The organism is Gardnerella sp. c23Ub_4, from assembly GCF_055804115.1.
Map to the genome: position 1 here is coordinate 149322 of NZ_JANUYO010000001.1, position 20158 is coordinate 169479.

A 20158-nucleotide genomic window follows, 5' to 3' on the forward strand; every position below is an offset into this window, starting at 1 on the left:
TATGACAGAACTCAGCCCAACCGAGCTTAGAAGTAGCCTCGATAAGCCTTTCGGCACAAATCGCGTAATCGCAGATGACGCTATGATGGCAGATTCCATCACTCCAGCTCAGTATCGCTACCATCACGGATCGCGCGTGCGCCCAGTTAATTGGAATAATATTGTTGACGACAAAGATTTGGACGTTTGGAATCGTCTTATTGCTAACTTCTGGCTTCCAGAAAAGGTGCCGCTGAGCAACGATATTCCTTCTTGGCGTTCCCTCACCGATCTTGAACGCAAGACAACTACTCGCGTTTTTACAGGATTGACTTTGCTTGATACCAGCCAGGCAACTATTGGTGAGCTTTGCCAGATTGAGCACGCGCGCACAGAGCACGAGCAGGCTATTTACACGAATATTGCTTTTATGCAGTCAATTCACGCTCGCTCCTACTCCTCTATTTTCTCTACTCTTTGCTCTAGCGAAGAAATTGATGAGGCTTACCGTTGGGCTGTTGGAAACGACGTTTTGCAGCAGCGCGTTACCACCGTGCTTTGCGAGTACGAGAGCGAAGATCCACTTAAGCGCAAGATTGCTGCAACTATGCTTTCTTCGCTTCTTCTTTACGCGGGCTTCTACCTTCCGCTTTATTTTGCTTCTCGCGGAAAGATGATGAACACTGCCGATATGATTCGCTTGATTTTGCGCGATAAGGCGATTCACGGCTACTATTCTGGCTACAAGTTCCAGCGCGGTTTGGAGCTTAGAAGCGAGAACGATAAGAAGAATCTTGAAAAGTTCACTATGAACTTGCTTGATACTTTGTATGATTTGGAAGTTGAGTATTCTGGTCAGATTTATGAAGGATTTGACTTCCACGATGACGTTTTTGACTTCGTACGTTATAACGCTAACAAGGCTCTGATGAACCTTGGCTATCCTGCTAAGTACAGCGAAGAAGAAACTCACGTAAGCCCAGAGATTCTTGCGGCTCTTTCTCCTGCAGCCGACGAAAATCACGACTTCTTCTCTGGCTCTGGTTCCAGCTACATTATGGGCAAGTCTGTTGAAACCGACGACGATGATTGGGATTTCTAGTCGCCAGTCGCTTTACTAATTAATTAGGTTGCTTATGCACTTTCATAAGCAACCTTTTTTATTTAATTATTTAAGAATATTTCCGTTTTGTAACTATTCTTAAATATCCCCGCACTTATGGCGTTATCGTGGCAGATTTTGTGATTTTTGCAATTTCTGTCACGATAACGCGTGATTTTTTGTGTTTTATAAGTCCTGTAACGCAATTCTTTTATCTTCTGCAGACTGCTTAGATGACTTATCGTTTTTCTTAAGAGAATGCGCATAGCGAATAAGACTTCTTGCAATAAAGAACACTAAAGCACATATAGCAAGTGCAATAAGAATGTCGATTATCGGACCAAATAATGCATAGCTCATGATTCATCCTTTCTTTTTCTATATTCGTTTATGAGTGTTCGAGCTGTGTCAACATCGTATTTATCGTCAATAGCAAGACTCTTTACTAAAAGAACGAACGGGTCTTCTGGTTCATTGTCACTTATGCGCAGTTTTTCAATGAGCCTGTTAAGCCTGATTCTCATCGTTGGGTAAGAGACTTGATACATTTGCGACATTTCTTTTAACGATCCAGACGATAATACAAAGTTCTTTATAAACGACATATCTTCGTCTGTGAGATTAGCAATCCATTTTGGAATATGATCCATATCACCCCTTTCTTCAGACTATAAACTTTAATTAAATTAAACTTTTATTAAAAATATTAAAGTTGTTGTATGAGTTTGTCAAGAATAAACATAAGAGATATGACGCAAAGCGACATTTTTATGTCGCCAGAATTGTCGCTTTGTCGCAAAAATAATAAAGATATATATTTACGTAACATATGAGAAGATGAAGTTATCGTGGCAAAAATTGCAAAATTAGCAAAATCTGCCACGATAACGTGTGATTATGGCTGCGCGATATGGTCGTAACTATTGTCGCTCAATCAGTTAAAAAACATTGTTTGTGCGTCAACAAAGTTGATGCTTGTTTTAGCATGACGAGGATTGTAAGAAGTTGGATACTTTGTAAACAGCATAAATATTTTCTTATAATCGCTATTTTTTGCATTCTCAACTAAAGTTGCGCGCTGTAACAACTTGCTAACTGCTTCAGCTTCGTTAAGATTATTACGCCACTTACATTCCGCAATAAGAAGCTGCTTGTTAATATCGTCTTCTGCAACAATATCAATATCGGTTTGCTCACGAGCAATAGGATCCGCACCCCACCATTTACCTAACTTAGTTGGCAAAAAGTCCATTCCGCCAACTTTGCATTGGTGCACAATCCACTGTTCGCACATTTTCTCAAACTGTTGACCTACAAAAGTACTAAACACTTCATGCTCGCCACCAAGAACACTACTTGCGGCAGCGTGTGAAAGTCCGCGTTCGATCAATCCTTTATTAGGCGCTACAAACCTATACCAATACGCAAAGAATGGGTCACAAATCTGCCATAATCCTTTTTTGCAATGAAGTGGATTCATGCCAAATGGAATATTTCTTTCAATTAATCCAAGTCCTTCTAGTGTTTTCAAATACACGTTCACTGATGTAGCTGGCAATCCAATGCGATCCGATATTAAAGTCGGAGTATTGCATCCTGTAGCAAGAGCATTTAGCACACTATTGTATGTTGAAGGATCGCGCAATTCCTGGCGCATGAGCATGTCTGGTTCAGCGTACAAAATTCCCGAAATGTTAAAGCATAATTGCTCAAGATTTTCCGCAAACGAAGACTTATTATCTAACTGCTCTATATAGTATGGTGTTCCTCCAAGGGATGCAAAATAGTTGATTTTATCTTCCCAAGTAGCATTATTTGGCATAAGCTCAGATGCTTCAAAAAGATTAAATGGTTGCAAGCGAATCTGTGCGGTACGTCTTCCATAAAGCGGACTCTTTTTGCCAAGCACTTCACTTTCCATGAATCCTTCGTTACTGCCGCACAAAATAAGAGTCATGTTCGCGTTTTTAAATTTATGATCTATTGCGACTTGGAATGTTGACGCTAAGGATTTATCTGCTTGAGCTGCGTACGGAAATTCGTCGAAAACTAGAATAAGTGGAGATTTAGGAGCATTCTGGTCTACGGCGTTAGATTGTTGCGCAACAAAATCGAGAGCGTCGTTCCAATTATTAAACGATCCTGTAGTTGATGGAAGATTGAAGAAGTCGTACACAGTGCGCGAGAAATCACGCAAATTCTCGATATTAGTTTGCTCGCGAGCAGTAAAAAGTATTGCGCGCTTATTTTTACAAAATTGTGAAATAAGCGAAGTTTTTCCTATTCGTCTTCGACCATAAACTATTGCCATCTGGAACGAGCGATTGCTGTTTTCATACAGTTTTTCAAGTACTCGTAACTCGTCTTGTCTACCAACAAAAACCATATTCCACCTGCCGTTACGCCAATAATTGCAATATTTTTCAGCGCATCTTATGGCTGCTGAATCTGCACTCTAGCTAATATAATCGCGATTATTATAATCGTAATTATAATAATCTAAATTATATTATTTTTCAATATGCTCAACGCAATCACACGTTATCATGGCAAAAATTGCAAAATTAGCAAAAACTGCCACGATAACTCGGTAAGTACGCGGATATTTAAAAATAGTTCCAAAACGGAAATATTCTTAAATGTTGATTGTTAGGAACATACAAACTGCTAATAGTAAAAGTTTTTTAAAAGTTTTCTAAAAGCACTATCGTTAAAAATAGGTACGCCTATTTGTGTAGATAAAATCTGCACGTTAGTATGTTGGTAATTTACAAAACAAGAATCACAAGGAGGTGCTTATTATGACTAATCCTTTGCGCGGTATAAGAGAAGATGATATTGTTAAGTACTTTAAAGCGCATAATCTTTCAGTTGATAAGACGTATGTATTTACAATGAAATACGACCCTTGGTGGAAAGATTTAATCAAACTATTTTTGTTACCTAAATTATTCTATGTAGAGCAAGGCGTTGCTGCGCGTATTATTGCTGCCACTAATAATGAGTTTATTGTTGTTAATCCGAATGTCATTTTAGGCTCGGGTAATCTAGCTAAATTAGACGATAAGTATCTTCGTCGTATTGCGTGGAATCAACTCACTAATTTTGAAGTTATAAGTAAGCCAACAACTCAAATAATTCGTTTTACTGCGAATGGTAAAACCGAAGAATGGAGTGTGCCAACGGAAAGTGCTAGCGTATGGCACTTTAATGTGTACAATCTTGATAATTTGAGAAAAACAATACAATCGCACATCTCTTGATAAGTGGATTCCAAAACAAGATACAATATATTGTATGAACACTACTTACGCAATTGTTGATAATGACACGCTTGTATTGCGATATATGCAACTTCTTCTGAAAAGTCGTTTGCCTGAAAACTTTGTTTGTGCATGGATGTGTTCTTCTGCAAAACAAGCTATTCATCGTTGCGTTACAGAAAATACTCCTGACGTACTTTTAGTAGATATGTCAATGAGAGAAATGAGTGGTGTTGATGTAATTAAAGCAATTCGCGAGCGCAATAGCAATATTGTTTTAATTGGCATTACTTCCTACATGCTAGATGAATACGTATTGCAAGTTGCTAAGTCGGGTGGTCAAGCGCTAGTGCATAAAGATAATTTAGCAGACGTAGTTGCAGCCATCCAATCGCGCGCAACAAGCTACGGTTGTCCAGAATTGCCACAATATATTGACTATTTTCACACTCCGCAAGAATCATTCAATATGATTTCTCAACTTCCGAAGACTTCAGTTTTGTCTCCTCAAGAATCGGAAATTATGCGCTTATGCAAACAGGGGTATTCTACGAAAGAGATTGCAGATCAGCTTAATGTGAAAGTTTCAACAGTAAACACGCATTTACGGCGTATTTATGGAAAACTTCAAGTCCGAAGTCGAATGCAGGCGCTTGCTGCGCTCGCAAAGTATTCGCATGACATATAACGTGTAAGAAATTAACGTGTAAAAGTAGGTAGTTATGAAATTATTAACGCGTATGATCAATTTTTTGCCGCATGATGCCTGGCAGAAAATTGGAATTGGTGTAATCATAAGTTGTACTTTGATTCTTGAAATTTGTTCTTATAATAATCTTCATTACTATTCTAATTGGCATGCAATTACAGTTGAAATAGTATGGATTGTAATATGCTTGTGCATTGCAATATGGCCTCGTAAAGCATCTTTTATTGTGCTCATTTGGATGCCGTTGGTAATTATTGCGCCAAATATCAACTACTCATCTATGATGCTTACCATATTGATCTGTTTGGCAATTGCTGTAATCACTCAGCCTTGGTACACTGTGCTTTCTTCTTGCGGAGTATCTTCATGGTTCTTTATTATCTGCGATTTTCAAAACGCTCATGTGTTAGCGTGGTGGCTTCTTATCGTTCTTATTTCTAGCGCAATCGTAAAATACTATATTTCTACTATTCACCAACAGCAGGAACAGTTATTTGCACAGCGTTACAACGTTTTTCAAAAATATGCCACTATTGCCGCAATTCGCATGCACGATGAAGTAACTAATGAACTTTCCAGCATTATGATGATGGCTCAACAATCTATTGAACCTCAAACGACTCATGACCAAGAGCATGAAAATTCGCGAGAGATTCTTCAACGTGCTACTACAACTATTTATAAAGCACGCAATATCATTTCTCTTCTTGACAATGCTACAACTGCAAGCACTAGCGATGTTATGCAATCGACTACATGTTATAAAGATTTTTGCACAGGCTTACGCGCTCTATTTGACTGTGAACAAAAGTCATTTGAAAAGCTTGGCTATATTGGTTCCATTGACTTGAGTAGTGATTTAACTGCTGAAGATTCTCGGTCAATGCGTTTGCCTTTTGAAGAATGTGCTCAAATTGAATATATTTGCCGAGAACTACTTGCAAACGTAAAAAAGCATGCTGCAAAGCCTAAAGAATACGCTATGAATGTAATGCTTAATGACAATGAATGTCACATTACGTGTATAAATAGTGCGCAACGCGGTATTCTTGCTAACTTGCAATTAGGATATGGACTGCGTTTTCATAAGATGCTTGCGGAACGCGTTGGCGGAACTTTTAAAGTTATTGAAGATGGCGATTCGTGGATTATTAATGTACACGTTCCGCTTCATGTAGAGAAATAGCCATTGTGCAAGATACTTATTGTGCTTTCTCTTGCGCGTTAATCGAGTATTTGGACATATTTCAACCGAGTATTTGGACGTGTCTGCTGCATGGCAGATGCAAGTAGGCGGTTAATTTGCAATGCAGAATGCTGTTTCGTTGCTATGTTATACACGTTATCGTGGCAAAAATTGCAAATCTAGCAAAAACTGCCACGATAACGCATGATTTGAGTGATGCTAGTTTAGCGGAATAACAACATTGACCAGCCAAGTGTCGTCATCTTTTTGCGCGCTTAAAGATCCACCTAAACGTTCCACAGATTTTTTGTGGAATAGTAGCCCTTTGCCAAAAACAAGTCTTTCGCCAAACTTATTCAACGTCGAAATCGAATTCATACACATTATTCTGCATTCGCGCTCATCAACAGTAACGTTCATAGAAAAATCAACGCTAGTATTGCAATGCTTGCGAATATTAGTAAGCAACTCACTGCACATGCGAATAGCACATTGAGCCTTTTCAGTACTAACAGTTGCAGATGCAGCAAAATCGTTACTTAATGAACTTTCATCATTAACTGTTATCGAGCCATAATACCCAAGCTGCTCGCAAATCTTACGCTCAGATTGCAATCGTGCGCGAATATTGCATAAAAAATCAGCCAAAGTCATGCAATTATTACCATTAGAACCATAAACGAACTGCGTGCTAGCAATACTAGCAATATTCGAATCTAAAGAATCATCATACTTATGCTCAGCTTGCTCAAGAAGATTAATAACAAGTCGCGTTTTAGAAAGCGCATTACGAGAATGCTCAACAATCTGCTCTAACGACTCTTTTGTATGCTCACCGCTCTCTGCATACAAAGCATCCGTCGCAAGCAATGTAATATCCGTAATCTCATTGTTCACATCGTCATGCAATTGCAATGCAACAGACGCAATATAAGACTGGAACTCACTGCGCACAATATCCATTTTTGCGCGATTATTTTCTTCCAACATGTTCAAATACTTGCGCAAAGCGTAACCGCAAATCATGGAAATAAGAATAAAACAAGGGAAAGTAAGCGGAATGTAAGCCATTTTTGCAAAGTACATAATATTCAGCGAAACTATGTACGCACAAAGCAAATACTTCCACGAATCGTAAAAGCCTGCAACAAACATACTAGCGATCAATGAAAAAAGAAAGCAAGTTGCATTTACGCCTGGTACTGCCAGCGTTACGCAATACAAAATCGGAGTTACGAGGGATATTTGACGCGAAAAAGCAATCAAAAGAAATATTGCAAACATCCAAACGTATTGGCACACAGATTGCTGCGGATTATGCCACAGACCAGCCGTATTACAAGATTGCACATCCATTGACACTACAAGAATCGCCAATATTATGAATAAAGTTCGCTGAATTTTCCAGCTTTTAACCAACTCAATAACGCGCGAAAATGTTTTCATTAACATGCATTATCCGTTTCTTGCAAAAAATTCGGATGATTCTGCGGCGAATCATTAAAATATTGCATATTGCTATTTTGCTCACGATTTTGCATTGCAGCAAACGCGGATATTGCTTGCACTCGGTTAGAAACATGCAACTTTTTGTAAATTCTATGAATATGCGTGTTAATAGTGTTTGGCATAAGACCAAGTTGAGCCGCAATCTGATTCGTCGTGTAGCCTTTAGCGAGCAAATCCATGATTTTTAATTCTTGAGGAGGCAAAACGCTGCGTGAGCTTGATTTAGAAAGCCTAATAAAAGATTCTTGCGGTGTAGCAAAATCGTAAACAACATCTTTAACGCAACGGCAGCCATACACATTCTGCTTATCGCAATATTGCAAAGCTTCTGCTAGCCCTTTGAAATTGTCTTTAGCAACCATCGCTTGCCCGCCAACTTGCGAAACCATCGAAGCGTAGGATCTACAATCGTAAGAAGTCATGCCAATTAAAACAATATTATTGTTTTTCTCACGTATTGCGCGTATTACCTCTACTCCAGACATGTCTTTCATTGACATATCTATCAGAATATAATCTGGAGTAGTTTTTGCTACTTGGCAATATTTCAAAGCTTGCACGCCTGATTTTACGCACCATTTGCACACGTACTCGCTTGGCAAAAGCTTGCTGAGCACGTTTCGCATAACCGCTAAAACTAATGGGTCGTTATCTACTATTGCATACGTTTTTGGCATAATGGCTTTCTTGCAATCACACGCTACTTTTCTTATATTCTACTTTATAAACGCGCGCAAAGTAGGGCAAATTGTGTAGTAATAAATGATTACAAGTAATGCATGTAAGTCAAACTTGGTTATAATAAGTAACAATATGTGACTTTTGGTTGCGTTGAAAATTCATTTTCAATAATGATTGCAGCAGGATTATATGACAAAACGACTAGTAGTATTGCACTCCGCAGAAGTAGCTGCGGTGGCGCTTGCCTCAACAGCTGCTTTTATGCGTAGCTTTGGCTTCTTCGTTTTGTGGCTTGTACCAGGACTTCTTTCTGTTGCATTGTATTCTTATGCATATTTTTTCTTGCGTAAAAGCGTTATTAAAGAAAAAAATGCGTATATAGAAAATAATATATCTAAGATTGATGGCGCAGGCGCTAACAGAACAAGTAATGATGTTGAGAATATAGAAAGCAACAAAGATTACATAATTACTCTTGAGCAAGAGCGCAAAAAAGTCGAATCACAAAATAAGCAAATACGTAGCAATTATCTAAATAATTTAACAAATATTATTACATGCTTTATTTGTGGGCTTATTCACGTTCCTTGGATTTATTACTATGGAATTGCAAATGGCGTTGTAACATTGGTGATTCTGTGGCGAGTAATAAAGCGCCCACAAGGTCACCCTATTGATGAAAGCGATTTTTAAGGATTTAGACTTTAAGGATTTAAGCTTTTAAGGATCTAAGCTTATTGTTGATCTTCCATTGAAAGATTTAATCCTTTTGCAGCATTGCGAAAATATTCTATGTAATCGCCATAGCCGTCTGCAATAATAGCATCCTCTTTTACAACAAAAGAGCCATTTTCTAGCACAATATATTTTGTAAAGAATTCTTCTAATTGCTTAGCTAATTCATCAATTTCATCTTGTGAAAGCTCTTCGCTACTATTTTCCGCAAAGTTATCTTCCTGCTTTTGAATTTGATTAATGCTATTTTCACTAACGTTTCCTATTTTGTTTACGTTATCTTCTGGCTGCCAAGAGTTTATGCCAAAATCACTCATGCTTACACTACCCATATTTGCGCTACTCATGTTTGTATCTCCTTTATTTGTAACGTATTTGCGCAACATATTTGTGCGTTGCTTTAAGTCTAATTACAAACATTTTCCGTGCAATCTTGAGTACTAAGTTCTTAGTACATAATGTTGCTCTAAGACTTGCGGCATTTATACTAGAAATACAAAATACATACGAACGAGAAGCAATGCACATGAATTAGCTACAATACTCACGAACAAAACAGCAAATTGGAAGGGAAACAACTCATGAGCAAGTACTATATAAAACTTATTAAAGAAACGCTTATTTGGATTCTTAAGTGGGCAATATTTACAGCATTCGAATTCCTTATTTTGTACGTTGCGCTTATTTCTTGGGATCATGATTTTGCACAGTTCATGCACGAATACAGTAATGCTATTATTCCATTTATTGCAACAACCGCCGCCACGCCCGCAACGATGATTCGCAACGAAGGCACTATTTTTGAAGTCAAAGATTAAGGTGACTGTAGTACCAAAACGCATTATTGCGAACAATAAGCAATTTATGATATAATTTACACACGTCGTGACTGCGCCATATTGCAGGTTTGAGGTTAATCTTCAACACGGCGTCTATTTTTATTATTTCACTTTTCAATAATACGGCTACCACTAGGTACAGCTACTACTCCAAATCCTTCCGCTTTACCTTGACTATTTCTACGAACGTTATTTCTTATCATATTATAAAAAGTTGAATCTCCTTTAGAACATTTTCTATAAACTGCTCCTGCAACTAAATCTGCAAACTGCACACCTACACTGTGATGCGAAGCTGCTATAAATAATCCTTCAATTAGATTGTTATAATCAGCTCGATGTGAGTCATGATTATTAAGTAAATCAAAATGGAAATCATCAAGTTGCTTATTTTGCTTACTATTACGAGCATCAATAACTATCATTCCATAAACTTTTGTACCAGCATTTTTACTTAAATCTTGAAGATAATACTGAAAACGTTCACATATTTTTTCAAATGCAGTGTGATACATATTTTCAGCATTGTCATCTTTATATTTATCGTAATACTCCTTAGTGTTCACTACAGCAGCAATAATTTTAAAATTTTCATTTTCCGAAATCAGTTTAAACAGATCCTCACGCAATTCATTCAATTCATTAACACTTAAATTAGAAAGAGGCGTGGTCTTGTTGCTTAATGGATGATTAATAAAATAACGCCACTTAACTTCCCCTTCAATCCCATATTTCTTTTTTAATCCGTGCAGATTACTTTGTAATGATTTCCATTTCGATTCAGGAATAACTAATCCACCCAAAACAAAATAAGGATTTTGCTCTACAGCATCACATTTAGGTGCAGTTCCACTCTCGTCCAAAAAAAGAATTTGCATGGGAATATTTTATATGAAATATTCAACATTTTGCTGCTATAAACACACAGCACAGATGATATTGCACTATTAATTAGAGCATTTGCAAATATTCACAAACTATCGTGTTTAATACAAATACGAGTATACTTTTACCTTCTACGGGTATAGTGTAGAGATTGTACTAATACGATGCATTAACTAATGCCAAACTTCAGCAGATAATATGGAGCTAACAATGAGAAGAAATAATAAATATAAAGGCATGCGCATACTTACTGCTTCAACTATCATTGCAGCAATGTCGCTACTTTCTGTATATCCAATAAGTGCATTAGCTGTTACCCCCCCCCATCAACAGAAGTAACCGTAACTAACCCAGCTCCAAAAACACAACTTGTTGTAGATGGCACAAACGGATCAGACACAAACGATGGATCTGAAAGTAAGCCATTAAAAACTATTCAAAAAGCTCTTGAAAAAGCCACACAAAAACCTGCAAATATCAACATTAAAGGCAATTTTTCACTTAATGCACCTATAGAAATTCCACAAGGCATTACACTTTCTATCGATAAATCCGGCGCCACAATAACAGGCTCGAATAGTGCCAACGATGGAATCACGCTGAAATCTGGTTCCACACTTCGCGGTGACGGCGAATTGAAAATGACTGCGTTTAAGGTAGCACTTACAGCAGAAGAAGGCTCTCTTATTACGGACGGCACATACAATTTCAAAGATAACGGAGTAAAAGACAGTAACGGAATCTACCTTGCGGGAACAGTAAAAGGTACAAGCAAAGATAAATTAACAATTACTGCTGACGACAACTGTGATACAGATTTTTATGCTGATGGTATTACTTTCGAAAACGCTACTATTAACGTTAAATCACAAATTCGCACATGGTTTGATGCAAGAGATTTAACTTTGAAGAATTCTTCACTTACTGTAGCAGGCTTTGGAATGTCATACTACGTAAACAAATTAAACATGGATAATTCGGAGTTTGTGATTAATAAAATTGGTTGGAGGCACTCAACTGGTTTAACAATTCAAGGCGACTCAACTGTTACCAATAATTCACGAATTGTTGCGAATGCAGGATCTACAGCAGGCATTTCCGTTGGAATATCAAACGGAAAATTAACTGTTACCAACTCTACTCTTGAATTTAATAATGGTGGCACTGGCGGCTTAAATGTAAATACCGGAAAAGTAATTATCTCCGATTCTACAATCAAAGGCAATGGAAAAAATAGTGGAGCGCTTTTTGGAGCTCAGGAAAACGGATCTATTGAACTTAGAGAAGACTGCTTAATAGATAGCCCGGCAATCAAAAATGCAGATGGTGGAGCTGGAACAGGAAATAGCTATGTTGTTACTGGAGGCTCGCACATGGTTACATATGCTCCTGATTATCACAGCAACAGGGGAAGCACTGTTCCTGTAAACGGTAAAGAAAACGGTAATGAAAGGCTAAGTCTCTTTACTCTTGCTGATAGTTCTGTAAATGAGATAAAACCAATTAACAAAAATGGAAATGCCTACATATACTCAGTTAAAAAAGCTTCTAAAGATAACAAAAAGCACGTATGGGTTCCAGCAGCAAAAGTGACATTCGAGCTCAATGATACAAATGCTGAGGATTCTAAAAAAGCTAAAGAAGCTATATTCTCTGACTCTTCAACTAAAGCAAAAGAATCCCTTGCCGTACGAGGTTACGCATTAAACTTTGCAAAAACAGTGGCAGGAGGAAGTACTGAAGTACCAGCAAATCCAATTGCTCCTGGATATAAGTTCCTCGGGTGGTTCTTCAAGAACGCTGAGAATAAAGAGCAACAATTTACTGAAAGTATGCCTATAACAAGCGACACAACAGTGTATGCAAAATGGGAAAAAGATGCCTCATCTTATGCTGTTCGCTACCATAATTGCGCTCAAGATGATGCAACATACCTTGTTAGTGAAACTAACCCAAAACGCACCAGCAAAGTTCTTTCATTCGACGAAGTTATTAAGAATAATGCAAAATTTGCCCGCGAAGGAATGGTCTTCAAAGGTTGGACCACAGAGAAAAACGGCAAAGGCAAGACTGTAAAAGCAGGTAGCAATATTGCTATAGCGAAGAATAAAAACTTAATTGACTTATATGCAAATTGGGAAGAAAAAGAATTTACAGTAAAATTCTCAGCAAACGGCGGAACTTTCTCCGATAGCAGTATTTTTAAGAAAAATACAAAAGTATTTGAGATTAAAAAAGATGAGCACGGTGGAGATGTTGCTGTTGTTAAGAAAACAGCAAAATTTAGCGAAAACAAGACGCTAATCAATCTTATTAAAAGTTTGGATGATAATGTCAATATAGACACACCTGGCATTAGTGGCAAAGCAAGTTCCGATTCAGATGCAAATTATACGAATCTTGCCACGCGCAAATATTATCATTTAATAAATGAGAAAAAAGAAAACTCACTCTTTGGCTATGTGTATAGCACAGATTACTACTACTGGTTCAAAGACAAGGATGGAACAGAAAAAGCTACTATTGACAATGATCCAAAAGTGAACGATGATCTTACCTTCTACCTTAAGTGGAAGATTGATCCAAGCATTGAACACATACAGCAGGAGAATATTAATCTTCCTGCAGATTTATTAACTGGCGATAACACAGCAACTACAGCATACAAAGTTACACCAGGACAAACTATTGATTTCACTGGCACAATCACAGCTTCAGTAGTAAAAGACCAAATGAAAGCGATAGAAAATAAATTTAACAAAGTAAAAGCGACAGATTATAGCAATATTGCTCTAAGCGATATGACATCTTCTTTCATGGCTACATTTACTATCCCAGACAGTTTAACGCTGCCTGAAAATATCACAAAAAATACGCTTAAGCTCGATGGATTCTCAGATACTTTTGCTATCCAGGATGTGCAAGTTAAAGACAAAACTGTAACAGTTACTATTAATTTGAAATCTGGTATTAAAACGTATGCGGAATTACAGACAGCAGTACAAACAAATCTTGGCGACGCAATGAAAATCACTATTCCGGGAATAAAGATAAACCAAGATTTCTCCGGAAAAGCTACAATTGTTGGAACCGTATCGGGCTCATTCCACGCAGCTGCAACATTTAATGGAACAACAAAATTATTTGACTTTACTTGGAACGGCTCGCAAACAAGCGAAGGGAAAAACTCTGACGCAGCAGCAGGCGCTAATGATATTTCTCTCACAGTAGAATATAATCCTCCAACTCCTCCAACTCCGCCGACACCCCCAACACCGCCAGCACCAGTTCCTGAACCAACGCCTGTTCCAGAACCAACGCCTGTTCCAGAACCTACACCCGTTCCAGAACCAACCCCAGAACAAACACCATGGCCAAAATATAAGCCGACGCCAGAAAAAACACCAAACCCTGCGCCACAACCAAAAGAAAATCCGAATAATAAAATTGCAGAAAAACGCAAACACGATAATAACCAACTTCCAAAAACAGGAAGCGAAATATTACTAACTGCCTTTGCTGCGATTGCAATATTCGGACTTGCTGTAGTAATAGCAAAATTAAAGCGCATAAAAATAAATAAGCAATAATTTCATAAAAAATAAACAAAATAGGGGTTAGTATTGTAAACAACTGCAGTACTAACCCCTATTAATACACACAAATATTCAACAATATAATCACGGTTATATTAAAAATTAAGGTTGCTGTAAATTATTTTGCGGATTGAATTGAGGCCTCTTGACGAGCAACGTCAAGCGCTTTGTTGAAGGCATCACTAGTCCAACTTGCTCCAGCAACAACCGAGATATGCAAATCTTTCAACGGCTTTCCAACGATTTTACCTGGAATAGCCTCGCTAAAAGCGCTCATGTGTTTTTTGGAGATTGGCGTAAACGGGTGAGGCGTAATTTCAACACTACTCACATTGCCGCTTGCAACGCTTAAATTCACATCAATACTGTCTTCTGCAACTGGGCCATACGTAGCTTTGATTTTGTAATCGCCATCTTTGTAGTTGCCAGTATCGGTTTTAGATTGGTTTTTAGAGTCCCCAGAATCTTCACTTTGCGCAGAAGCGTGCGATTGTTGAGCACCAGAATCGTAAGATTTCGAAGCATTGCCACTATCGTTTTCGCTTTGACCAGAATTACCAGCAAACTCATCATTCATTGGAACAGCACTCGGCTCACCGCAAGATGCAAGAAACGCACTTGAGCTAGCTAAAACAGCAATCGCAGCAACCGTTTTTGCAATTTTTTTAGACTTCAAATCATCACGCAAATTATTGCAGCGTGAAACATCGTGAAACATATTATCTGAAACCATAAAATCATCGCCTTTAAATCTTAAATTAAAACCATACGCAACTAATCATCTAAAAACTAATCATCTAAATTCGCTAATTTAGGCGATTTAGTAGGCTCATGATTTTGCAAAGCTTCTGCAACACTTTCATCAACGTGAGCGCTCGTAAACGCAGGTTTTCCACCAATCGCCTCGTACTCTTTGCGCGCACTATCATTATTCCAACGCTCCCCAACAAGCACACCGTGGTTAAGCATGATTTCGCGATCCGCGCATTGAGCAACCAAAGAATCATGCGTTACAACAATAATCGTAGTGCCCTGGGAGTGAAGCTGCTTAAACAAGTCGAGCACAATCTGCTCATTTTTTTCGTCCAAATTACCAGTCGGCTCATCTGCAAGAAGCAACTTCGGGCAGTTAATAAGAGCACGCGCAACGCACACGCGCTGCTGCTCACCGCCAGAAAGCTGGCTTGGTAAATGGTGAGCGCGATCCTTTAATCCAACTCGCTCCAAGGCTTCCATTGCTTGCGATTCATCTACAACTGAATGATAATATTGCGCAACCATCACGTTTTCAACTGCTGTTAAATGCGGCACAAGATAAAACTTTTGAAACACAAGACCGATTACGTTTTTACGAACATCTGCAAGCTGACCCGCGTTCAAATCCTCGAGCTTTCGGCCTTGCAAAGCAACGGATCCTTTAGACGGCGAGTCCATGCACCCAATAATGTTCATTAGCGTAGTTTTGCCAGAGCCGCTCGAGCCAACAATCGAAAGCCACTCGCCTTGCGGCACAGTAAGCGACAAATCGTCAACAGCGCGAAGAGAGCCGTAAATCTTGGAAACGTGGTCCAAAGTCAACAGCATTTCTGTCTTGGAATCTGTATTTTCCTGCCTATTTTCTACATTCTCTGCCATATCAAATCCTTAAAAATCCTTAACTAAACATTCTAAAATCATTCTAAAATCACTCTAAACTATTCTTCTCGAAGCACAATCGCAGGGTCGATTCTTGACGCGCGCAAAACAGGCGGCAACGCGGCAACGCAAGACGCTGCAACGCTAAACACAATAGAAAACGCTACCAGCCACCAATTCACGCTCAAATCTCGCGCAAACACCATTGACGCAAGCAAACGCGCAAAACCATACCCTACTGCCGTACCTGCGATTCCGCCAATAAAGCCATAAAGCCCAGATTCCGCAGTGAATTCAACGCCAATGCTCTTAGCACTCGCGCCCAAAGCTTTGCGCAAGCCAATCTCATTTCTGCGCTGTTGCACAATCGAAGAAATCGTAGTGCTTACGCCAACCATCATCAACGCAAGAACAACCAGCGAAACAATCCAAAATAGGCTGCGAAGCATAGCAATAATGCCAGTGTCTGCAGCCGTAACTTTGGTTACTTGTTGCGCGCGAACACGCATAGAAGTCATATCGTTAATGCTGCGCACAACAGCATCTACGTTCGGCGCAGAAGACGAGTAAGCAATCACGTCCGCACCGCGCTTAACGCCTGTAAGCACACGCAAATCCGCGTTAGTTGCGTAAAGCATGGAATCTTCGGCGTCTCCCGTATCTAGAATGCCGCAAACGCGGAAAGTTGTGCCGTGAGTATCCATAATATCCGTGGAAACTCTGCCTTCAACAAGCTTATTTTGGGAAGACTTTTCCGTTTGATTACCTGTTTGATTATCTGCTTGATTACCTTGCGACTTACCTTGAGACTTTTGTGCAGGCTTATGCGAATCCGAGGAATTATCGCCAGCGCGATACGCGATTGCAATGCGCGAACCAATCTTCAAGCCCATAGCAGTAGACACATCTCGCCCAACCATAACGTTTCCACTGCTAGGCCAAGCGCCGTCCACATTCCAATGCTTATTAAGCGACTTAACAGCAGAAACATCTACTCCAGCAAGCACGTACGGAGCCGCATTAATGCGCACATTTTCGTAACGGTACGTAGAGAATCGCATAGCGCCTTTTGCAAGAACCATGTCGTTAGTGTGCAAAACCATTGCGCGATCAATGCCATTTTTCCACTCGCCTGCAAGCGGCGTCACAATAATATTCGCTCCATATGCGCGCATTTCGTCACTCATTTGTTGAGGAACAACAATGCAAATTGCAGCCAAACAAAATAGCGTTGCAGCACCAACAAGAGTGGCAACTACTGCCATAAGCGCACGCGACTTTCGGCGAAAAACCGCGCCAAAGAGCATAGTCGCAAACATTGCGCTATTAGAAGTCATACCCGAACCAGATTTAACGCCCATGAAGCACCTCCGCAGGACGCACATGCAAAATAGAGCGAATAGAAGAGCCAGCGGCAGCAAGAACAGTAATCGCAAGAAGAACAAACACCAGCACAAATACCATTGGTCGAAGCGAAATCGCAGAACCAAACACGCCAAATCCAATCACTTGTGCAACTCCAAAGCCTGCAATCATGCCAATTAGCGCACCAACGCACGCAATAACCGCTGTTTCCATAAGCATTAGCCGCGCAACAGCGCCATCGCGCGCACCCAGCGCCTTGAGCAGCGCAAGCTCCCCCGAGCGCTCCGAAATCGCAGCCGCCATAAGATTTGCAACCGCAACAGCCGCCGCAACCAAGCTAAGCGCCGTCATAAGCACCATCACAGCGCGCGTCTTGTTAAGCACGCTGCCTTGCATAGCCGAAACTTGCCGCACTTGCTTTGCAACGGCTCCTGGAATCACTTCTTCAATCTGGTAAGTAATCGAGCTTGGGTAAGCCGTGCAATACCAAGTCTCCCACTCTTCTTGGCTAAGAGCCGCTGGATTCTTAGCTGCTTTACGCGCTAAATCGTTTTCTGGCGTAGTCAAAGCCTTAACCTCAATCGCCTCAACCATATTTGGCTTATTTGCAAGGCTTTGAGCTTCGCTAGAATCCGCGTAAATCGCATTATTGTCGCTATCTCCAGAATCGTAGATGCCAACAATTTTAAGTGAGATTTGCCTGCCAGAACGAGTTAGTTTTATTCGCTGACCAACTTTTATATTATGACTTTTAGCAAGATTTGTGCCAACAGCGGCTTCGCGCTTAAAATCGCGTGGGAATCTGCCTTCAATCATCTTCCACCAAGACCGCATTCCTTGCACGCCAACAACTGTTGTTTCTCCAGAAGCGAGCGCAAGCTTGCGATTAAACCACGTGCCAACAATCGGAACTACTGAATTAGCAGAATTAGTGGAGTTAGCAGAATTAGCAGATTCAGCAGAAGAATTTGCTTTAAGATTTGCTTTAAGATTTGCGTAAATCGTTAGTTTTGGCGCAAAATTCGTTATGTTAAACGCCCAAAAAATCATTTTGATTTTTGCAGCATCCGATTCCTTCAAAAAAGCAGTAGATTCTTCGCTTTCCGCATCAGCCAAAGTTTGTGAAGATTGCGAAGATTGCGAATTACTATAAGCTGACTTTGTGCGAGACGCATACAGGTCGTTCACAACAGCATTCGACTTAGGCTGAACAATAATATTGGATCCGTAAGAGCTAAGTTCCGCGTTAATTTTGTCTCCAACGTCGTAAACAACACTGAGCATTGCCACGCTTACACACGCACTCAAGCACACAACAATCGCTATAAGAACTCGTTTTTTAATCTGTCTTGCAAGAGATCGCGCAACCATTCGAATCATAAACATTTGCAAGCACTCCTACTTAAAGTGCGAGCTAAGCACGTCTAAATCGGCTGTGTGAATGGTAATTTTGCCACCACCAGCCTTGTACGGGAATGGAATCGGGTTGCATCCGCCCTTAAATCCAATAGTCGCCAAGTTTATAGCAACATCGCATTTTCGGCATATTATCTTGCCATCTTTTTCGTAGTAGCCAGCATCTCCGCAATTTTCGCAAGCATCCAAGCCCACGCCATACGCTCCACCATTTTTCTTGATGATTATAAAGCGCATAACAGTGCCATCTTTAGCTTTGTATTGGAATCGATGCAAGTGGCCATCGCTAATTTGAACAAAGTTGATTGTTGCTACGCCATCATGCAATTCGTACGGTTCTGGCGGCGTAAGCGTTGGCTTAATATTCATAAGAGACACGCCAGCAGTAAGTGTAAGTATTACTACGATTGCAGCCATTAGCGCCGCAAGCGCAGACCTTCTAGACTTGCGCTTAAACGCTCGCTTTGCGCGGATTTGTGCAGGATTTTCTCCAACTACAGGCGTCTTAAAACCAATCACAATAGACGCAAATGCAGGAATCAAAAACACGCAAATTTGCGCCATAATCATAAGCGGAGCGTTGTTTATAAGCCAAACAAGAATGCTAAACGAAAAATCGTCTATATACAGCAAAATACTTCCTTGCATAATTTGCAACAAAGACGTTAAATGCTGAATTAGCAAGATTACTATGCTTAGAATAATTGCGATTCTAAAGACGACTTTACTGGCGGTTGCGCGCAAAGAACGAACCATAAGACTTATGCAAACCGCAGCAGCCGCGCCAAGAATAAATCCTAGCGCGCGAAGAAGCATGTCGGAAGTAAACGGAGGCGTGCTGGAGTCAACGAAAATCGTAAGCTGCAAAATCACGTCTGGAAGCGCGTAAAACACTGTAAACGCTAGGCATAGCGCGCCAATTGCATTGCTTATGTGCAAGGGCCGCGGATTTTTGCGCCATTTTGCAACCGTTTTGCCAGATGCAGCAACACAAGCGATTGTTGCAATATCTAGCGGAACGGCAATGCAAAGCGCTGGAAGATTCACAAAATTGCGCTGATTAATCACCACGCTTGCGCGCAAAAATGCAAAAACAAGCGCCGCAACTGTTCCAAAAACCAAGCCGAAAAGTCGCCAGCGAGAACTGATTGGCTTATCTCGCCCCTCGCCAACGCTTAGAGTTGCGCTTAATCCCATTGTAAGCAGCGCAAGAGGGAGCAGCCCCGGAAGTACTGTAACGAACAGCCTGAGCATGTCT

The 20158-nt window shown here is 40.0% G+C and carries 20 protein-coding genes; 7 read left to right on the top strand and 13 right to left on the bottom strand.

Translation table 11 applies throughout. The features are described 5' to 3' along the window. The first annotated feature begins 1 nt into the window (after window position 1). Entirely contained in the window at window positions 2–1081 is a 1080-nt protein-coding gene (nrdF, locus tag NYP67_RS00695; protein ID WP_004133569.1) for a class 1b ribonucleoside-diphosphate reductase subunit beta, read from the top strand. Between the two features lie 186 nt (window positions 1082–1267). On the opposite strand, the gene NYP67_RS00700 is transcribed toward nrdF, so the two are convergent. The 3 genes from NYP67_RS00700 to NYP67_RS00710 form a co-directional block, all read right to left on the bottom strand. Then, window positions 1268–1441, bottom strand: coding sequence for a hypothetical protein (locus NYP67_RS00700; protein ID WP_004131597.1), 174 nt, complete (start codon window positions 1439–1441; stop codon window positions 1268–1270). Continuing rightward, complete coding sequence (locus tag NYP67_RS00705; RefSeq protein WP_004133571.1) at window positions 1438–1731, bottom strand: DUF2089 family protein; 294 nt, start codon at window positions 1729–1731, stop codon at window positions 1438–1440. Before NYP67_RS00705 ends, NYP67_RS00700 begins: the two co-directional genes overlap by 4 nt. A gap of 284 nt (window positions 1732–2015) precedes the next feature. After that, window positions 2016–3467, bottom strand: a complete 1452-nt coding sequence (locus NYP67_RS00710; RefSeq protein WP_020758059.1) for an ATP-binding protein — start codon at window positions 3465–3467, stop codon at window positions 2016–2018. Window positions 3468–3882: 415 nt separating this feature from the next. Between NYP67_RS00710 and NYP67_RS00715 the strand changes: the two genes are divergently transcribed. The 3 genes from NYP67_RS00715 to NYP67_RS00725 are packed head-to-tail and all read left to right on the top strand — an operon-like array spanning window position 3883 to window position 6239. Continuing rightward, window positions 3883–4344 (top strand): hypothetical protein, encoded by a 462-nt coding sequence (locus tag NYP67_RS00715; protein WP_415704423.1) that lies wholly within the window; start codon window positions 3883–3885, stop codon window positions 4342–4344. 34 nt (window positions 4345–4378) lie between these two features. After that, window positions 4379–5032 (top strand): response regulator transcription factor, encoded by a 654-nt coding sequence (locus NYP67_RS00720; protein ID WP_004131589.1) that lies wholly within the window; start codon window positions 4379–4381, stop codon window positions 5030–5032. A 34-nt stretch (window positions 5033–5066) separates the two neighbouring features. Further along, the gene (locus NYP67_RS00725) at window positions 5067–6239 is read left to right on the top strand and encodes a sensor histidine kinase (protein ID WP_473411064.1); all 1173 of its coding nucleotides are present in this window, start codon (window positions 5067–5069) and stop codon (window positions 6237–6239) included. 219 nt (window positions 6240–6458) lie between these two features. On the opposite strand, the gene NYP67_RS00730 is transcribed toward NYP67_RS00725, so the two are convergent. Beyond that, on the bottom strand, window positions 6459–7691 hold the full coding sequence (locus tag NYP67_RS00730; protein WP_473411065.1) for a histidine kinase: 1233 nt from the start codon (window positions 7689–7691) through the stop codon (window positions 6459–6461). Continuing rightward, window positions 7685–8425, bottom strand: a complete 741-nt coding sequence (locus NYP67_RS00735; protein ID WP_473411066.1) for a LuxR C-terminal-related transcriptional regulator — start codon at window positions 8423–8425, stop codon at window positions 7685–7687. Before NYP67_RS00735 ends, NYP67_RS00730 begins: the two co-directional genes overlap by 7 nt. A 193-nt stretch (window positions 8426–8618) precedes the next feature. Here NYP67_RS00735 and NYP67_RS00740 point away from each other — a divergent pair, with 193 nt between their 5' ends. Continuing rightward, a complete protein-coding gene (locus NYP67_RS00740; RefSeq protein ID WP_128831973.1) occupies window positions 8619–9122 on the top strand; it encodes a hypothetical protein in 504 nt (167 codons plus the stop codon). A gap of 41 nt (window positions 9123–9163) precedes the next feature. Here the strand turns inward: NYP67_RS00740 and NYP67_RS00745 are convergent, their stop codons facing one another. Continuing rightward, complete coding sequence (locus NYP67_RS00745; protein ID WP_473411067.1) at window positions 9164–9511, bottom strand: hypothetical protein; 348 nt, start codon at window positions 9509–9511, stop codon at window positions 9164–9166. A 234-nt stretch (window positions 9512–9745) separates the two neighbouring features. Between NYP67_RS00745 and NYP67_RS00750 the strand changes: the two genes are divergently transcribed. After that, entirely contained in the window at window positions 9746–9982 is a 237-nt protein-coding gene (locus NYP67_RS00750; RefSeq protein WP_004133587.1) for a hypothetical protein, read from the top strand. Between the two features lie 128 nt (window positions 9983–10110). On the opposite strand, the gene NYP67_RS00755 is transcribed toward NYP67_RS00750, so the two are convergent. Beyond that, the gene (locus NYP67_RS00755) at window positions 10111–10881 is read right to left on the bottom strand and encodes a DUF3800 domain-containing protein (RefSeq protein WP_018631957.1); all 771 of its coding nucleotides are present in this window, start codon (window positions 10879–10881) and stop codon (window positions 10111–10113) included. A 443-nt stretch (window positions 10882–11324) separates the two neighbouring features. Further along, window positions 11325–11504 carry a hypothetical protein gene (locus tag NYP67_RS00760; RefSeq protein ID WP_032839599.1) on the bottom strand — a complete coding sequence of 60 codons (180 nt, stop codon included), beginning with the start codon at window positions 11502–11504 and terminating at the stop codon, window positions 11325–11327. Window positions 11505–11529: 25 nt separating this feature from the next. Between NYP67_RS00760 and NYP67_RS00765 the strand changes: the two genes are divergently transcribed. Continuing rightward, on the top strand, window positions 11530–14478 hold the full coding sequence (locus NYP67_RS00765) for an InlB B-repeat-containing protein (RefSeq protein ID WP_020759152.1): 2949 nt from the start codon (window positions 11530–11532) through the stop codon (window positions 14476–14478). A 124-nt stretch (window positions 14479–14602) separates the two neighbouring features. Here the strand turns inward: NYP67_RS00765 and NYP67_RS00770 are convergent, their stop codons facing one another. The 5 genes from NYP67_RS00770 to NYP67_RS00790 are packed head-to-tail and all read right to left on the bottom strand — an operon-like array spanning window position 14603 to window position 20154. Continuing rightward, on the bottom strand, window positions 14603–15217 hold the full coding sequence (locus NYP67_RS00770) for an FMN-binding protein (RefSeq protein ID WP_018631954.1): 615 nt from the start codon (window positions 15215–15217) through the stop codon (window positions 14603–14605). Window positions 15218–15273: 56 nt separating this feature from the next. Next, window positions 15274–16119 (bottom strand): ABC transporter ATP-binding protein, encoded by an 846-nt coding sequence (locus NYP67_RS00775; protein ID WP_020759153.1) that lies wholly within the window; start codon window positions 16117–16119, stop codon window positions 15274–15276. 59 nt (window positions 16120–16178) lie between these two features. Continuing rightward, entirely contained in the window at window positions 16179–17480 is a 1302-nt protein-coding gene (locus NYP67_RS00780) for an ABC transporter permease (RefSeq protein ID WP_115761474.1), read from the bottom strand. Then, window positions 17470–18870: an ABC transporter permease gene (locus NYP67_RS00785; protein ID WP_473411068.1), complete on the bottom strand. Its 1401-nt coding sequence runs from the start codon at window positions 18868–18870 to the stop codon at window positions 17470–17472. Before NYP67_RS00785 ends, NYP67_RS00780 begins: the two co-directional genes overlap by 11 nt. A gap of 12 nt (window positions 18871–18882) precedes the next feature. Continuing rightward, window positions 18883–20154: a Fe-S-containing protein gene (locus tag NYP67_RS00790; protein WP_473411069.1), complete on the bottom strand. Its 1272-nt coding sequence runs from the start codon at window positions 20152–20154 to the stop codon at window positions 18883–18885. Between the last annotated feature and the right edge of the window lie 4 nt (window positions 20155–20158).

What these genes read in the sequence shown, in the direction of transcription:
- NYP67_RS00715 (WP_415704423.1), top strand. Translation starts at nt 3,883, where the DNA reads ATGACTAATCCTTTGCGCGGTATAAGAGAAGATGATATTGTTAAGTAC.
- NYP67_RS00770 (WP_018631954.1), bottom strand. Translation starts at nt 15,217, where the DNA reads ATGGTTTCAGATAATATGTTTCACGATGTTTCACGCTGCAATAATTTG.
- NYP67_RS00750 (WP_004133587.1), top strand. Translation starts at nt 9,746, where the DNA reads ATGAGCAAGTACTATATAAAACTTATTAAAGAAACGCTTATTTGGATT.
- NYP67_RS00755 (WP_018631957.1), bottom strand. Translation starts at nt 10,881, where the DNA reads ATGCAAATTCTTTTTTTGGACGAGAGTGGAACTGCACCTAAATGTGAT.
- NYP67_RS00790 (WP_473411069.1), bottom strand. Translation starts at nt 20,154, where the DNA reads ATGCTCAGGCTGTTCGTTACAGTACTTCCGGGGCTGCTCCCTCTTGCG.
- NYP67_RS00705 (WP_004133571.1), bottom strand. Translation starts at nt 1,731, where the DNA reads ATGGATCATATTCCAAAATGGATTGCTAATCTCACAGACGAAGATATG.
- NYP67_RS00745 (WP_473411067.1), bottom strand. Translation starts at nt 9,511, where the DNA reads ATGAGTAGCGCAAATATGGGTAGTGTAAGCATGAGTGATTTTGGCATA.
- NYP67_RS00785 (WP_473411068.1), bottom strand. Translation starts at nt 18,870, where the DNA reads ATGTTTATGATTCGAATGGTTGCGCGATCTCTTGCAAGACAGATTAAA.
- nrdF (WP_004133569.1), top strand. Translation starts at nt 2, where the DNA reads ATGACAGAACTCAGCCCAACCGAGCTTAGAAGTAGCCTCGATAAGCCT.
- NYP67_RS00740 (WP_128831973.1), top strand. Translation starts at nt 8,619, where the DNA reads ATGACAAAACGACTAGTAGTATTGCACTCCGCAGAAGTAGCTGCGGTG.
- NYP67_RS00775 (WP_020759153.1), bottom strand. Translation starts at nt 16,119, where the DNA reads ATGGCAGAGAATGTAGAAAATAGGCAGGAAAATACAGATTCCAAGACA.
- NYP67_RS00710 (WP_020758059.1), bottom strand. Translation starts at nt 3,467, where the DNA reads ATGGTTTTTGTTGGTAGACAAGACGAGTTACGAGTACTTGAAAAACTG.
- NYP67_RS00700 (WP_004131597.1), bottom strand. Translation starts at nt 1,441, where the DNA reads ATGAGCTATGCATTATTTGGTCCGATAATCGACATTCTTATTGCACTT.
- NYP67_RS00730 (WP_473411065.1), bottom strand. Translation starts at nt 7,691, where the DNA reads ATGTTAATGAAAACATTTTCGCGCGTTATTGAGTTGGTTAAAAGCTGG.
- NYP67_RS00780 (WP_115761474.1), bottom strand. Translation starts at nt 17,480, where the DNA reads ATGGGCGTTAAATCTGGTTCGGGTATGACTTCTAATAGCGCAATGTTT.
- NYP67_RS00735 (WP_473411066.1), bottom strand. Translation starts at nt 8,425, where the DNA reads ATGCCAAAAACGTATGCAATAGTAGATAACGACCCATTAGTTTTAGCG.
- NYP67_RS00765 (WP_020759152.1), top strand. Translation starts at nt 11,530, where the DNA reads ATGACTGCGTTTAAGGTAGCACTTACAGCAGAAGAAGGCTCTCTTATT.
- NYP67_RS00720 (WP_004131589.1), top strand. Translation starts at nt 4,379, where the DNA reads ATGAACACTACTTACGCAATTGTTGATAATGACACGCTTGTATTGCGA.
- NYP67_RS00725 (WP_473411064.1), top strand. Translation starts at nt 5,067, where the DNA reads ATGAAATTATTAACGCGTATGATCAATTTTTTGCCGCATGATGCCTGG.